This window comes from Microbacterium esteraromaticum (assembly GCF_016907315.1).
Taxonomy (GTDB): domain Bacteria; phylum Actinomycetota; class Actinomycetes; order Actinomycetales; family Microbacteriaceae; genus Microbacterium; species Microbacterium esteraromaticum.
On sequence record NZ_JAFBBS010000001.1, the window covers coordinates 2,427,368 to 2,441,920 of the forward strand.

A 14,553-nucleotide genomic window follows, 5' to 3' on the forward strand; every position below is an offset into this window, starting at 1 on the left:
ACGGGGGTGGCGGTACCATGGCTCGAACAACGGCCAGCGTCCATCCCCCGGTACCGGACACGGCCCTCGTGGGGACTACGAACTTAGGAGCGCATTCGTGACGGTGCTGGAATTCTTCACGCTCATCAGACGCGGCTGGCGGGTGCTCCTGATCGGCGCCATGGCCGGCATCCTCGTCGGGGTCGGGTACTTCTTCCTGACCCCTAAAGTTTACGAGGCGCGAGCGACCGGATTCATCGCGAGTTCCTCCGAGGACTCGTTGGTGAGCGGTTCGGATGAGGCCACGGCCCGGGCTTCCTCCTATGTGGCTCTGATCACCAGCGGGACGGTTCGCGAGGCGATTGCGGAAGAGCTCGGCGAGGAGCCCGGTTCGCTGCAGGGCGCGCTCAGTGCGCGCGTCGTTCCTGGCAGCACTCTCATCGAAGTCACGGCGCAGGCGAGCAGCCCCGGCACTGCACTGAAGCTGGCGAGCGGTGCGCTGGACGGGCTGACGACCGTCATCGATCAGATCGAGTCGAAGGGCGGACAGGCATCGAAGATCACGGTCGTGCCGCTCGACGACGCAGCCGAACCATCGGCTCCCGTTGCGCCGAACCTCCGCTTCTCGGTGATCCTCGGCGGGGTCGGCGGCCTGGTCGCGGGGCTGATCGTGCTGCTGCTGCGACGGGTTCTCGACGTCAAGGTGCGCACCCACACCGACATGAGCGAGCTCATGGGCACCGGTGTGCTGGGCCGCGTTCCCAAGCTGGGCAAGAAGGGAACGGCCCCGGCAGACTCCCGCGTCGCCAACATCGCAAAGGAATCCTTCCGGCAGATCCGCACCGGTCTGCGCTTCTCGAGTGTCGACGCCGAGGTGCGCACGGTGATGATCACCAGCGCCAATCAGGGTGAGGGCAAGTCGACGGTTGCGGCCTCGCTGGCAGAGGTGTTCGCCGCAGCGGGTCAGCGCACGATCATCGTCGATGCGGACATGCGGCGTCCGAAGGTCGCGCGCAACTTCAAGGTCGACGGTTCGGTCGGGCTCAGCGGCGTGCTCAGCGGACAGGTGTCCGTCGCGACCGCCGTGCAGGCGACGAGCGACCCGAATCTGTTCGTGCTGCCCGCAGGGGCGGTGCCACCGAACCCATCCGAGATGCTCGGCTCGGCTGCACTCAAGAACCTGCTCGCTGAACTGAGCCGAGACTTCTTCGTCATCATCGATGCTCCGCCCGTGCTGCCCGTCACGGATGCCTCGATCATCAGCACGATGGTCGACGGTGTCGTGTACGTGTCGGCGACCGGCACGACGCGCAAGGCTGCAGTGGGGGCAGCTCGAACGCAGCTCGAGCAGGTCGGAGCGCGCGTTCTCGGCGTCGTCCTCAACTTCGTGTCGTTGAAGGATGAGGGCGGGTACGGATACGGATACGGCTACTACCGTCAGAACAGCAGCTACTATCTGACGCCCGAGAAGCCGAAGAAGGGCAAGAAGAAGACATCATCCGAGCAGGCCGCGGCACGTGCGCCGCAGCCTGTCGCACCGATCGTTCCCGCTACTCAGGAACCTGAGGCGATGCGGCCCGTTCAGGTGGCCGAGTCCGAGGCTCCTCCGCTGAGGAGGCGTTCGCGCGCATGAGCACCGACCGGCCGAATGCTCCCGCTGGGGATAGCGAGCAGCGGGCCGATCTCATCACTGGTGTGTCCGTGGTGATTCCTCACTACGGCAGCCCCGCACCCGCGCAAGCGCTCATCGCCCAGCTGCTCGAACAGCGCGACCTGGAGATACCGCTCGAGGTCATCGTGAGCGACGACCTCTCGCCCGAGCCCTTTCCCGAGACCGCCGGGGTCACTGTCGTGCGCCGCGACTCGAACGGCGGTTTCGGAGCGGCGGTCAATTCCGGCGCGGCCGCGGCGCGACAGTCCCACCTGCTCATCCTGAACAGCGACCTCGAGGTGGAACGCGACTTCGTCGCACGTCTGATCCGCTCGGCTGAACCATGGCAACCGGCCGTGTGCGCACCGATGCTCGTGGGCACCGATGGCCAGACGCAATGGGCCGGACGTCATTTCCCTCAGCACCGTCACCACATCATCGAGTGGCTCACCCCGCTCGCGCGCTTCCGTCCCCGGCTGCATGAGGCTGTCGGGCACGACACCCGCTGCGCAGCGGGAACGACGGTTCCGGTCGACTGGCTGGTCGGAGCCGCGCTCCTCGTCCCCCGATCGGAGTTCGAGGCCGTCGGGGGCTTCGATGAGCATTACTTCATGAACTCGGAGGAAGTCGACCTCCAGCGGCAGCTGCGCGAGCGCCGCATCCCCTCCGTCTTCCTCGGCGACGTGCAGGTTCGACACGAGGGCGGTGGCTCGTCCGCGAATGAGAAGCGCGTGCGCTGGGTCACGCAGTCCCGCATCCGATACGCCCGAAAGTGGAATGAGCATCCGGCCGCGCTGCGGCTCGGCTTGCGCGCCGCGAGCCTCGTCAACCTCGCCTTCAATGTGGGTCGTCGACTTGCCGGCCGCCGCCTGCACCCGCTTCAGACGTTCAAGCGCGAGCTGAGCAGCATCAGTGCGGCAGGGCCGGACCGATGAAGATCCTGCTCGTCAGCCCCGCCTTCCATGGCTACTGGCACGCCATAGCCAACGCGCTCACCGAGCTCGGCCATGACGTGACGACTCACCGTTATGACGCCCCGAACCTCCGGGGACGCATCACGAATGCGGTCGCACAGCGCGTGCAGGGCGTGATGGCCCGGCGGGCAGCCGAGTCCGCTTCCGAACTCGCGGTCGCCGCGCTTCGCCGCAGCGCGCCAGATGCGGTGCTCATCGTCAAAGGTGATGCACTGACCGCGACCTGGTGGGATGCGCTGACGCGCTCGCGCGCTCGGTCGGCCGTGTGGCTCTACGACGAGCTCGAGCGCATGCACTACGACGTCGAGACTCTTGGATCGCTCGGTGCGGTGATGAGCTACAGTCCGAGCGATGTGAGCACCCTTCGGAACCGGGGGATCTCGGCCTCGCATCTGCCCGATGGATTCGACTCGCTCACCGCGTATACCTCTCGACCGTCGAGTCGGGTGTCCTTCATCGGCGCCCGCTACCCGGAGCGCGAGCGCCTGCTGCAGATGCTGTCCGCAAGCGGCGAGGATGTGGAGGCATACGGACGCGAATGGTCCCGGCACATATGGGACGTGCTCCGTACACGTCGATGGGAGGGGTCCGGAGTGCGCGCCCATCGAGACGTCACCCGTGCCGACTACTACGGCGTCATGGCAGGGAGCGTGGCGACCCTCAACGTCCACGGCGCCGGGCATGACGGCTTGAGCATGCGGACATTCGAGGCGCCTGGTGTCGGGGGACTGCAGCTGATCGACCGGCCGGAGGTCGCGGCCCACTACGACGTGGGAAGTGAGACGCTGGTCTTCACCAGCGACGACGAGCTGCTCGATCATCTGGCTCGCGTCCGGCGGGATCCGAAGTGGGCGGAGGGGGTCCGTACGGCCGGCCGAGCGAGGACTCTCGCGGAGCACACGCTGGTCCATCGCATGCGCAAGGCGGTGGCCCTATGGGGTTGAGGTTCCCGTCTGATCTTGCGGCGTGGCAGCGGTGGCAGCACAGGCAGCACCCGCTCCGGCGATTGCGGCATGCCGCCCGCAGACCGTCGCCGATCACGATGCATCTGCACATGCGCGGCATCGAGCCCGCCGTCCTGTTCGCGCTGGACGCGACCACGCCCACGGCGCTGGCGTCTGTCCTCGAGCCTCTGGCGCATCTCGGTGACACACCCGTAGCGGTTCTGGCGCCGCACGATGTCGCATCCCGGCTGCCTGGCGACTGGACCGTTCGCCCTCTCGACTCCGTGACGACGGTTCCGCGGGGTCTCCGGGACGTGCGCGCCGTCGTCTCGGCAGGACACTTCCTCGCGGCGGGGTTCGCGGCGCACGTATGGGCCGAGGCACTGGGCGCTGAGTACTTCGTCGTCCAGCACGGGCTGCTGACACCCTTCATGGCGCCGCTCGCGCCTCGTTCCCGCCTGCTCGCGTTCTCCGACAGGGATGCCCAGTTCTGGCGCTCGAGCCGGACCGACGTCACTGCTCACGTGGTCGGCAGCCAGCTCCTGTGGAGCGCCGCCGACCGCGGCCGGGAGAACTCATCGGTCTCGGCGACGGACGAGCCGGTGTTCCTCGGGCAGCTGCACGGCGCTGAACTGCCACGGCGCATCAGCGGAAGCACAGCGCAGAGGTTCTGCCTTCAGACGGGGGCCGAATATCGACCGCACCCGGCGGAGGTGGACCGGCTCTCGAAGTTTCAGCACTCCATGTGGCGGCGGCGTGGTGTCGGGTTCGCGAAGCCCGGGGCGCTGCTCGACGAGCGCCGCCCGGTCGTATCCATCTTCTCGACGGGCGTTCTCGAGGCGGCGGCGGCGGGCATCCCCTCATGGGTGACATGCGAGCGACCCCCGATGTGGGTGAGGGAGTTCTGGGACAGGTATGAGCTGTCGATGTGGGGGAGCCGACCGACTTCGCCCCCTGTTCTCCCCGATATCGAGCCCGCCCGAGCCATCGCGCAGCACGTCGAGGCGGCTGTCGGGGGCGAGCGCTGAGGGGGCGGCAGAACGCATCGTGGAACAATCGAGCCGGCGGTCGATGAGATGATCCGCCATTCGGGACGTCGACGGCGTCCGCTTCGGCGCCGCCGAAGGACAATCGGCGTGCCGAGCGTGGGGCTCGCGCGTCACAGGGGAGTAGCAAATGATCATCGAGCGTGACCTCACGCCGTACATCGTCTTCGCGGAGGATCCGGTACTTGCCGGGCTCGGCAAGATCAACGCGAACAAGCAGCGCATCGTGTTCGTCGTCGACGCGCATGGGATCCTTCAGGGGTCACTGTCGGATGGTGACTTCCGCCGGTGGATCATCGCGAATCCGACCGCATCGCTGGATGTCTCGTGCGTGACTGTCGCGAACCCCGAGGTGCACGCTGTGTCTCAGGATTCGGCTGTCGCGGACATCGCGCCGCTGATGGGGCAGCGCGGCGTGCATCACGTGCCGCTGGTCGACGAACGCGGGCACCTTGTCGCCATCGCGATCGACAGCGCCACTTCCATACGCATCGCCCAGCACGAGATCGGACCTGGGCATCCCGCCTTCGTCATCGCCGAGGTCGGCAACAATCACAACGGATCTGTCGACCTCGCCAAGAGGCTCGTCGATCTCGCGGTCGAGGCCGACGCCGATGCCGTGAAGTTCCAGCTGCGCGACATGGACGCGCTGTACCGTCAGCGCGGAGCGGCGACCGGAGGAGAAGATCTCGGCGTCCAGTACACGCTGGACCTGCTGCGGAGATTCTCATTGCCGGCCGAGAAGCTCTTCGAGGTCTTCGACCACGCTCGGGATGCGGGCATCGACGTCATGTGCACTCCCTGGGACGCCCCGAGCGTCGCCGCGCTCGCCGACTACGGCATCCCCGCGCTGAAGATCTCTTCTGCCGACCTCACGAATCACGAGCTGATCTCGACCGCTGCAGGACGAGGGATGCCTCTCGTCCTGAGCACCGGTATGTCGCGTGAGGCGGAGATCGTCGAGACGGTCTCACTGCTGCGGGGCCAGGGCGCTCCGTTCGCGCTGCTTCACTGCCAGTCGACCTACCCGGCGCCGTACAAGGATCTGAACCTCGCCTACATGGACCGCCTGGCCGAGATCGGCCAGAGCGTCGTCGGATACTCCGGGCACGAACGCGGCTGGCACGTTCCGGTGGCAGCCGTCGCTCGCGGCGCCCACATCATCGAGAAGCACTTCACGGTCGACAGGACGATGGAGGGCAACGACCACACGGTGTCGCTGCTGCCCGACGAGTTCAGGATCATGGTCGAGCAGATCCGAGACATCGAGACCTCGATGGGCAACGGGGACGCGCGAATCGTCTCGACGGGTGAGCAGATGAACCGTGTCACACTCGCGAAATCGCTCGTGGCCGCTCGCCCGCTCACCTCAGGCACCGTCCTGTCCGGCGACGACGTCACCGTCAAGAGCCCCGGCCGTGGGCTGCAGCCCAACGCGCTTCCGCAGCTCCTCGGGCGCACGCTGACTCACGACATGGCAGAAGGAGACTTCTTCTTCGCTGGCGACTTGAAGGACGCGACCCCCACCGGGCGCCCCTTCACCTTCCGACGTCCGTGGGGTCTGCCGGTTCGATACCACGACTACGCGGCGCTCATGGCGCAGTCCAACCCCGACTTCCTCGAGTTCCATTTCTCGTACAAGGACCTCGATGTCGACATGGACTCGTTCTTCACGGAACGTCTGCCCATCGGATTCACGACCCACCTTCCTGATCTGTTCGCCGGCGACTTCCTCGTGGACCTCGCATCAGATGATGTCGAGGTGTGGGAGCGCTCGATCCGCGAGGTGCAGCGCACGATCGATGTCACCCGGGATCTGCGTCGCTGGTTCACGATGGACGAAGATCCGATCATGGTGGTCACCATGGGCGGCTTCACGAAGGACAAGCACATCGCCCCGGGTGAGCGCCCTCACAAGTACGCGCGCGTCACCGAGGCGCTCGCCCGCCTCGACTCGACGGGAGTGCGCATCGCCGCACAGACTCTGCCGCCGTACCCGTGGCTGATGGGCGGACAGCAGTTCCACAACCTGTTCGTCGACCCCCGCGACACCGCGGAGTGGGCTGCAGCCACAGGCACCGCGCTCTGCTTCGACGCCTCCCACACGAAGCTCGCGACGAACTGGCTCGGACTTCTCTTCTCGCAGGCGGTGGAGCTTCTGGCCCCGCACAGCATCCACCTGCACCTGGTCGACGCCACCGGGGTCGACGGCGAGGGCGTTCAGGTCGGCGAAGGCGACATCGACTGGGAGGAGTTCGCGGAGGGGCTGGACAGGCTCGCGCCCCGCTCGCCGTTCATCCCTGAGATCTGGCAGGGGCATGTGAATCACGGCGAGGGTTTCTGGACCGCCCTCGACCGGCTCGAGGGTCGGTTGTGACGTACAGGGCGAGCATCGTCGTCCCGTCACGTGGTGGGGCGGCTCGGCTCCCGCATCTCTTCGACGCGCTCCGAGCTCAGAAAGAGAGCTCGTGGGAGGCGATCGTCGTCATCGACGGCGATGTGGACGGCTCGGCCGATGTCGTGGAGGCTGTTCGAGACGAGCTCCCGGTGACCTCGATCGTGTTCCCCGAGAATCGCGGTCGGTCGGCAGCGCTGAATGCCGGGTTCGCCGCGGCGTCGGGAGACGTGCTCATCCGCTGCGACGACGATCTTCGTCCGACGCCGGACTATGTCGGTCGTACCGTCGACCGCCATAGTCGTGACGCGCCTCTCGGCGTGATCGGCCTCGTGCAGAACGTCTTTCCCGAGACTCCCTACGCGCGTGCGTACGGGACCGCCCGTGATGCACGCTTCCGCGCAGACGCGTACCGCCTTCCGGAGGCGCGACGGTGGCGGCATTGGTGCGGCAACGTGTCCGTGACGCGGGAGACCTACGATCGAGTCGGGGAGTACGACACGAGGTTCCGGGCCTACGGGTGGGAAGACGTCGACTGGGGCTATCGCCTGCACAGGAGCGGAGTCGAGATCGTCTTCGCCCCGGAGCTGGAGACGCCGCACCACATCGCCGCCGTCACGACGGAGATCCGTGTCAAGCGCGCGTTCTATTCGGGCGCCGCGAAGACCGCTTTCTCGGCCAAGCACGGCGAAGACGTTCTCGGCGCGAGGCGGACGGGAATCGGGGCGTGGGGGCGGTTGATCGAGCGGACAGCCGAGCGGAACGGGCTGACGGACCTCCTCGCCCGAGCGCGCAGGGCCGATGCCGCGCTCGACAGGATGCCACGCTGGGCGGCGGAGAAGCGCGTCTCGTGGCTCGTCGAATCGGCCGCGATCGCGGGCGAACTGCATCCGGACCAGGTGGCGAACGATGTCTGACGCCGAACCTGTGGGCGGCACGGAACAGGGCGGCGCGACGCGACCTCGCCGCGCCCTCTGGGTCGTGCCCGTCGCTGATCTCGGCGGCGTAGCCCGTCACGTGCTCGACGTGGCACGCGTCGGCATCCCGGGATGGCAGCTGACCGTGCTGTGCCCGGACGGACCGCTCGCGGACAGCCTTCGCGCTCAGGGCTCTGCAGTGACTGCGGGCGCGTTTGGAACCGAGGCGGGTGCGCTCGCATCGCGGCGCACGCTGGCAGCTGTCGCGAAGGCTCTGCGACCCGAAATCGTCCATTCGCACCTCGCATTCGCGGACATCGTGAACGCCTGGACACGTTTGCCCGAGGGCACTCGACGCTTCACGACGGAGCATGGCATCGCCGGTGACGATGGCGTCTACCACGCTTCCGGCCTGCATTCGCGGGCGATGGCGCTCGTCCACCGCGCGCGCTTCCCGCGGTTCGACGGCGTGATCGCGGTCGCTGAAGCCACAAGACGAGCCATGATCGAGAAGTGGCATGTCACGAAGCGCATCGCCGTCATCCACAACGGAGTCGATCTGCCGGAGGGAGTCAGGCGCCGCGACCCCGCCACGGTCTCCGGCCTTCGAATCCTGTCGCTGTCACGCCTGGCGCCGGAGAAGCGGATAGACAAACTCATCGAGGCATTCGCATTGATCCTGCGAGACCACCACGACGCAGTCCTGACGGTCGCGGGCGAGGGGCCCATGCGAGCAGAGCTCGAAGAGCTCGCACGACGCCTCCGCGTCGCTCATGCTGTTCGGTTCCGCGGTTTCATGGACGCGGAGTCGGCGATGTCCGAGGCCGATGTGATCGCTCAGCTGTCGGTATGGGAGAACTGCTCCTACACGATCCTCGATGCAGTGGCGCGCGGGCTCCGGGTGGTGGCTACCGACGTCGGCGGGAACGCCGAGATCCTCCGCGGCGGAGTCAGCCTTCGCGACACGAGCCCTGATCTCGTCGCGGCCGCGATCCGAGACTCGCTTCCGCAGCCCGCCGCTGCTCAACAGTCCGTCCAGCAGGCCAACGCACGGTTGGCGGAGGAGTACCTCAGGGGAGGCCATCATCTCTGATTCACAGGCGACGCCGCTGAGGCGTCAACTACGCGACTTCCTCGACCTTGCGGGAGTGACGTCGAAGGGATGGATCGTCTTCACGGTTCTTGGCGCGATCGGTCTCGCGGCGCTCGACATGCTCGGCGTCGCGGCGATGGCTCCGCTGATGTCCGTCTTCACGGGAGCCGACCCGAGCACGGGCGTGATCGGCATGGTGTCCCGCGCGGTCGGAACTCGGGACGTCGCAGCCCTCACGGCGACCCTGGCAGGGTTCGTGTGCCTCGTCTTCGTCCTGAAGAGCGCCGCGACCATCCCCTTCCGGTGGTGGCTGCTGGGCCGGATGGCCGTGATCTCCACGTCCGCGTCAAAGGAGCTGATGAGGCGCTACGTCCTGTCCCCGTTCGTGGTGCACCGGTCGCGGAACCTTCCTGAGATCTATCGCAACATCGACGACATGTCGGAGCATGCATCGAATGTGCTCCTTGGCATCCTGACGGTCATATCGGACGTGCTCATCCTGACGGGCATCCTGGGCATCCTTCTGGTGACGTCCCCCTTGGTCACGCTGTTCACGCTCGTCTTCTTCGGGTTGCTCGTCGCCGGATCGCAGGCGCTGCTCCGGGAGCGGCAGAAGCGCTTGGGTGAGGAGATCGCCGCAGCCGATCTGAGGGGCTGGCAGTTCCTGCTGCCTTCGTTCGACGGCTTCCGGGAGGCCCGCCTGACCTCCAGCGGCGAGTCCTTCGTGCGCGGGTTCGGAGATGCGCGCCGAGCGAGTGCCGAAGGCCACCGACGGCTCACCTTGGTGTCGGAGATGCCGAAGTACCTGCTCGAGATCGGCTTCGTCGTCGCGATCGCTGTCATCTCGGCGATCCTGTTCGCCGTCGGAACGAAGGAGGCCGCACTCACTACGCTCGGCATCTTCACGGCGGCTTCTCTCCGCGCACTGCCCACTCTCAATCGGATCTCGGCGAACCTCGCGTCGATCCGGAGCAGCCGCGTAGGGCTCGACATCCTGGACGATGCGATGAAGCACCTCTCGGCGCACGCGACGCACGACGAGCGCCCGAAGTCGGATGATCGCTATCGCGGGGACATCCGTCTGGAATCGGTGTCGTTCCGCTATCCCGATGCGGACGAGGACATCGTCGCCGGTGTCGATCTGGTCATCCCGGAGAATACGACCACGGCCTTCGTCGGATCGAGCGGCGCAGGCAAGAGCACCGTTCTCGATCTGATTCTCGGACTGCTCGTCCCCACTCAGGGAGCGATCACGTGCGGCGGTCGACGGGTGGATGACGACCTCGCCGCCTGGTACGCCGGGATCGGGGTCGTGCCGCAGGACGTCTTCCTCTTGAACGCCTCGCTGGCCGAGAACGTGGCGTTCGGCGTGGACGTGGCAGAGATCGACGGCGCTCGAGTCGCCGAGGCCATCCGAATGGCCGAGCTCCACGAGTACGTGGCAGAGCTGCCGGACGGGGTGGAGACGATCGTCGGTGAGCGAGGGGTGAGGCTGTCAGGGGGGCAGCGGCAGCGAATCGGTCTCGCTCGGGCGCTGTATCGCCGGCCCCGGGTTCTGGTCCTCGACGAGGCGACCAGCGCTCTGGACAACGAGACGGAGCATCAGATCTCCAACACCCTCCAGAGGCTCAACGGACAGCTCACCGTGATCATCGTCGCGCATCGCCTGTCGACTGTTCGCCGGTCAGACAACCTGGTGTTCCTCGAGAACGGGCGGGTAGCGGCCCAGGGGACCTTCGCGCAGGTGCGTGAGAGGAATGAGCATTTCGGGAGGCTCGTCGATCTCGGCGAACTGCACTGACGCGTGACGGGCCGGCGGCCGCGTCCGCTTCCCTAGGGCCGGATGGTCCAGTATCGCTCCGTGTAAGGAAGTGTGGCTGCCTGATGGAGGCGGCCAGAGGGGTCCAGAGCAGAGAGCTGGCTGGCGTACTCGCGGAGATGATGCTGCTTTCGATCTCGATCCACCGGCAGCTCGAACGGTGACACGTTGAGCCCTCGGGCTGCACTCAGCCTCGCGACCTCCCCGTCCGCCGCGACACTCCACAGATACGGAAGCTCGTTGTAGAGGATCACCCGCACCCCGCCCAATCGATTCAACGATTCGAGGATGGCGTCTCTGACGAAGAGGTGGTCTGGGTGCGCCGGTCCGCGGCCCGCGAGTGCCTTGCGGCGCTTGCGCACGTACGCGCGATGCTTCAGTGCGCGGAGCCAAGCCAGCGCACGCCCGCCCACGGGTCGAGCTCCGGAGGTGACAGACGGAGGCGGCGTCCTCGAGACGTGCGCTCCTGAGCCGGCGGGGATGGCGATGGCGAGATCCTTCTCGGGCGAATCCTGCTCGCGGATCCAGCTCGTCACCGCACGCACGATGGCTTCCGCATCGGACACGTCGCGCTGGCCAGTCGTGTACTGCAGATCCACCAGAGGCAGCCACCAGTGTCGAGCGGCCACACCAGCCAGCGCGCGATCGTCTTCCTCGCGCCGCGCGTGGATCGCCTCTATGCCGTCTCGGAAGCCGCAGGCCGCGTCGGCCACGGTGCTCTTTCCCGCCGCCGGCAGGCCACCGAACACGGTGAGGACGTCGGCTGCGCCCGCGGGCTCTCGATCGAGCAGAGCCCAAGCCGAGAGCACCGCGTCGTCGAAATGGGGGGAGACCACCAGGATGCGGGTGAGGCGGTTGACGTCGTTCACTTCGCGCCCCGCATCGGTGGATTCGCTCACCGCACACCCTCCGCACCGTCGCGGGCTGCCCCGATCCGTCGCACGAGCCGACTCCATCGCTGCACGACTGACGCAGCGGTGTACGGCTCGCACCGCGTGCGCGACTCGCGCCCCATCCGATCCAGCTCTTCGGGGGCGGACAACAGCTGCCGCAGTCGGGCGACGAAGGCGTCGTCGTCGTCAGGGTCGACGAGCACGCCGCCGAGATCGCGTGTCAGATCCGTGATCCCGGGTGAGCACGCGAAAGCCAATGTCGGCGTGCCGTGCTGGGCAGCCTCCAGTACGTTCATGCCGAACGACTCGAAGCGCGACGTGGACAGCAGCAGCGCGGCCGCGGAGAGAACGGCTTCGCGCTGGTCGGTCCAGCCCATCAGGCGAATCCGATCCGTCGCCCCCGGCGTCTGCGCGATCCATTCCTCGAGATGCAGACGCTCGTCGCCCTCGCCGTAGATGTCCAGACGCCAGTGCCGCAGGTGTTCCGGCTCTGTCGCTCGGAGGAAACTCTGCATCATCCGATCGAGTTGCTTCTCTCCGGACAGGCGGGAGAGGGAGACCACTGTGCTGCGGCCCGCATGAGCGCCACGGTCTCGAGGCGGTTCGGCCGGGACGAGTGCGGGTGATGCGATCGGATTGGGTATGGCGATGCACTCGACGCCGAGTGCATCGGAGAAGAGCTCCGCGTCGGAGCGGTTCACCGCGACGAAGGCGTCGGGGGAGAGACTGCGGCTCCTGGGCAGATCTTCCCCTTCGACGTTCAGCTGCGTCTCGAAAGGGATGTGGAACTGCACGGCCAGCATGAACCGATCCGGCTGCGCATTGATCATGCGCACGGGCAGGTGATGGGCGACGTTCGGTCCAGTGGCGATGATCAGCGTGCCGTGAGGGAGTGAGGTGAAGAGGCGACGCAGTCGTCGTCGGCCGGTCAGGATGTCCCACCGCTTGATCACGAGGAGGGGGAGCGACCTGAGCGAGTTCAGGGCGATCCGACGGCTACCAGTGATCGAGCGCTCATGCAGGTGCGGCCGGCGCCCGAAAAGCGTCGTCGTCTGTGTCTGGGGACTGCCTACACCGGGGAAGACCGAGATCACCTGCACCTGGGCGCCCGCCGATCTGAACATCGGGACGAGGTTGGAGACGACCGACTCGACGCCGCCGCGGCCGGGGTACCGAGCAGTCGCGATCACGACGTTCGTGCACCATGCGGGCCAGCCATCACTCGACACGTCGACGCCTCTCTTCCGCGTCAGGACGTGGGACGTATGCAAGCCCGAGCGCCCCCTGCAGACCGGCGGCTACTCGCGTCCAGGAGTACAGCTCGCTCCTGCGACGGGCGCGCTGTCCGGCGGTGGCGGCCGCGATCGGGTCGCAGAACTCGAGCATCGCCGCAGTCAGGGCCTGGGGGTCCTCGGGGTCGACTGCTCGGCCGGCATCGCCGATGATGTCGGGCGCGCCACCCTGCGTGGTGCCGATCGCGGGGATGCCGGCGTGCATGGCCTCGACGTAGATGATTCCCGCCGGTTCGAATCTGGACGGCACGACGCAGCAGGTCGCCGTCGACCACAGCTCCAGCATCCGGTCGCGGTCCGCTGGGACGGCGAGGTCCAGGTGCCCATGGCTGACGATCCCTGGCCGATCGATCGGTGGCAGGTGACCAGCGAGATGCAGTTCGGCAGCCGGGAAGAGCTCCCTGACCCGGGCGAAAGCCTCGACCACAGCCGGGCCGTTCTTCCGGGACCATTCACGGCCAGCGAAGAGGAATCGCGGGGTCGCCCAATCTCTGCGGCGGACCGGGCCCGCGGTGAAGTTCGGGCCGATTCCGACGACATGTGCCTTCTCGGGCGGACAATCCAGCTGCGTGACAGCGGACTGCGCTGCCCAGTTCGTGCTGAACGCCGCCGCGCGGTTCCGCTTGTACGCCGAGGCCTGTTGCCGCACGCGCGCCTCTGCCATGTAGTTCGGGACGTCGCCCCAGAACGTGTCAGGCCAGGCCAGCGCCTGCACGGTCGTCATGTCCTCGTACGACACGACATTGCGATGCGGGACGGCGAATCCCGTGCCCATCTGCACAACTCCGTCGATCGCGCCGATGCGCGCGAACTGCCGGCGGGCGGTGCGCGCGCGAACCCGAGCCAGCACCATCGACTGCTGGGCCACACGCCGTTCGCGATCCAAGCCTGCCCGCAGACCCCGGCGGCCGAGGCCCGCCAGCACCCGTGGCAGAGCGACAGCGTCGACGGCGGGCATGTCCAGGTGGGAGCGCAGGTCTACTCCGATCACCTCTGCGCCCGACGCGCGGAGAGCCTGCACGATGTTGCTCGGCGTGCCTGACCACAGCGAGGGGCTTTCCGGATCACCGATGGCGACCACCGCGATCCGCGGAGCGATGTCCGTCACGCCGGCCGAGCCTCGACGGTCACACGCGCGAAACAGAACGAACGCATCCAGAACTTCCCCGGGTTGCTGGCATCGAATGAGACGACACGAGCATAGCAACGGGGTGTCCGCGCCCCGCGTCAACGCCTCTTGCTCCTGCAGCAGGAGCCTCCCGGACGCCCATCCGGGAGGGGTCGGGACGGGTCCAGGCGCCGGCGCCGAAACGGATGGGGGACTGGCGGCCGACGATTCCGGCGCTGTGCTGAGCGGAGTCGAGCCGGTCAGAAACTCGCTCTTTCTGAGACGCCTGTGAGCACGCTAGTCTGACCCCCATCGGGCCCCAGCCCGTTCGACCGGCGCCCGCAGGTCGGACACTCTCGTCGCTGAGAGGTGTTGTTCCGCGACGGCTGTGTCGCACCGCAGAAAGTGTGATCAGAGGAACCTCCCCAATGGTTGAAGAAGC

General features: G+C 67.1%; 11 protein-coding genes. 8 read left to right on the forward strand and 3 right to left on the reverse strand.

Annotation, left to right across the window (positions count from 1 at the left end):
* The first annotated feature begins 97 nt into the window (after positions 1-97).
* The 8 genes from JOE67_RS11620 to JOE67_RS15795 all read left to right on the forward strand — a co-directional run bounded on the left by JOE67_RS11620 (position 98) and on the right by JOE67_RS15795 (position 10,800).
* On the forward strand, positions 98-1,612 hold the full coding sequence (locus JOE67_RS11620; protein WP_204975713.1) for a polysaccharide biosynthesis tyrosine autokinase: 1,515 nt from the start codon (positions 98-100) through the stop codon (positions 1,610-1,612).
* A 68-nt stretch (positions 1,613-1,680) separates the two neighbouring features.
* Positions 1,681-2,565 carry a glycosyltransferase gene (locus JOE67_RS11625; protein WP_204975714.1) on the forward strand — a complete coding sequence of 295 codons (885 nt, stop codon included), beginning with the start codon at positions 1,681-1,683 and terminating at the stop codon, positions 2,563-2,565.
* A complete protein-coding gene (locus JOE67_RS11630; protein ID WP_204975715.1) occupies positions 2,562-3,548 on the forward strand; it encodes a CgeB family protein in 987 nt (328 codons plus the stop codon). Before JOE67_RS11625 ends, JOE67_RS11630 begins: the two co-directional genes overlap by 4 nt.
* A 110-nt stretch (positions 3,549-3,658) precedes the next feature.
* Positions 3,659-4,576 (forward strand): RNA-binding protein, encoded by a 918-nt coding sequence (locus tag JOE67_RS11635; RefSeq protein ID WP_204975716.1) that lies wholly within the window; start codon positions 3,659-3,661, stop codon positions 4,574-4,576.
* Positions 4,577-4,724: 148 nt separating this feature from the next.
* Positions 4,725-6,971, forward strand: a complete 2,247-nt coding sequence (locus tag JOE67_RS11640; RefSeq protein WP_204975717.1) for an N-acetylneuraminate synthase family protein — start codon at positions 4,725-4,727, stop codon at positions 6,969-6,971.
* Positions 6,968-7,906, forward strand: coding sequence for a glycosyltransferase (locus JOE67_RS11645; RefSeq protein WP_204975718.1), 939 nt, complete (start codon positions 6,968-6,970; stop codon positions 7,904-7,906). Before JOE67_RS11640 ends, JOE67_RS11645 begins: the two co-directional genes overlap by 4 nt.
* A complete protein-coding gene (locus tag JOE67_RS11650) occupies positions 7,899-8,999 on the forward strand; it encodes a glycosyltransferase family 4 protein (RefSeq protein ID WP_204975719.1) in 1,101 nt (366 codons plus the stop codon). The genes JOE67_RS11645 and JOE67_RS11650 overlap by 8 nt, the downstream gene beginning before the upstream one ends.
* Positions 9,000-9,054: 55 nt before the next feature.
* Positions 9,055-10,800, forward strand: a complete 1,746-nt coding sequence (locus tag JOE67_RS15795) for an ATP-binding cassette domain-containing protein (protein WP_204975720.1) — start codon at positions 9,055-9,057, stop codon at positions 10,798-10,800.
* Positions 10,801-10,832: 32 nt separating this feature from the next.
* On the opposite strand, the gene JOE67_RS11660 is transcribed toward JOE67_RS15795, so the two are convergent.
* From JOE67_RS11660 to JOE67_RS15800, 3 genes are read right to left on the reverse strand one after another with little or no spacing between them, the layout of a single operon-like run.
* Positions 10,833-11,717, reverse strand: a complete 885-nt coding sequence (locus JOE67_RS11660) for a PIG-L deacetylase family protein (RefSeq protein ID WP_204975721.1) — start codon at positions 11,715-11,717, stop codon at positions 10,833-10,835.
* Positions 11,714-12,940 (reverse strand): glycosyltransferase, encoded by a 1,227-nt coding sequence (locus JOE67_RS15695; protein WP_204975722.1) that lies wholly within the window; start codon positions 12,938-12,940, stop codon positions 11,714-11,716. Before JOE67_RS15695 ends, JOE67_RS11660 begins: the two co-directional genes overlap by 4 nt.
* Positions 12,930-14,111: a glycosyltransferase gene (locus tag JOE67_RS15800; protein WP_204975723.1), complete on the reverse strand. Its 1,182-nt coding sequence runs from the start codon at positions 14,109-14,111 to the stop codon at positions 12,930-12,932. Before JOE67_RS15800 ends, JOE67_RS15695 begins: the two co-directional genes overlap by 11 nt.
* Between the last annotated feature and the right edge of the window lie 442 nt (positions 14,112-14,553).

Bases quoted from the DNA above. Each gene is read 5' to 3' on its own strand.
- JOE67_RS11650 (WP_204975719.1), top strand. From the start codon at position 7,899: ATGTCTGACGCCGAACCTGTGGGCGGCACGGAACAGGGCGGCGCGACG.
- JOE67_RS11630 (WP_204975715.1), top strand. From the start codon at position 2,562: ATGAAGATCCTGCTCGTCAGCCCCGCCTTCCATGGCTACTGGCACGCC.
- JOE67_RS11635 (WP_204975716.1), top strand. From the start codon at position 3,659: ATGCGCGGCATCGAGCCCGCCGTCCTGTTCGCGCTGGACGCGACCACG.
- JOE67_RS11640 (WP_204975717.1), top strand. From the start codon at position 4,725: ATGATCATCGAGCGTGACCTCACGCCGTACATCGTCTTCGCGGAGGAT.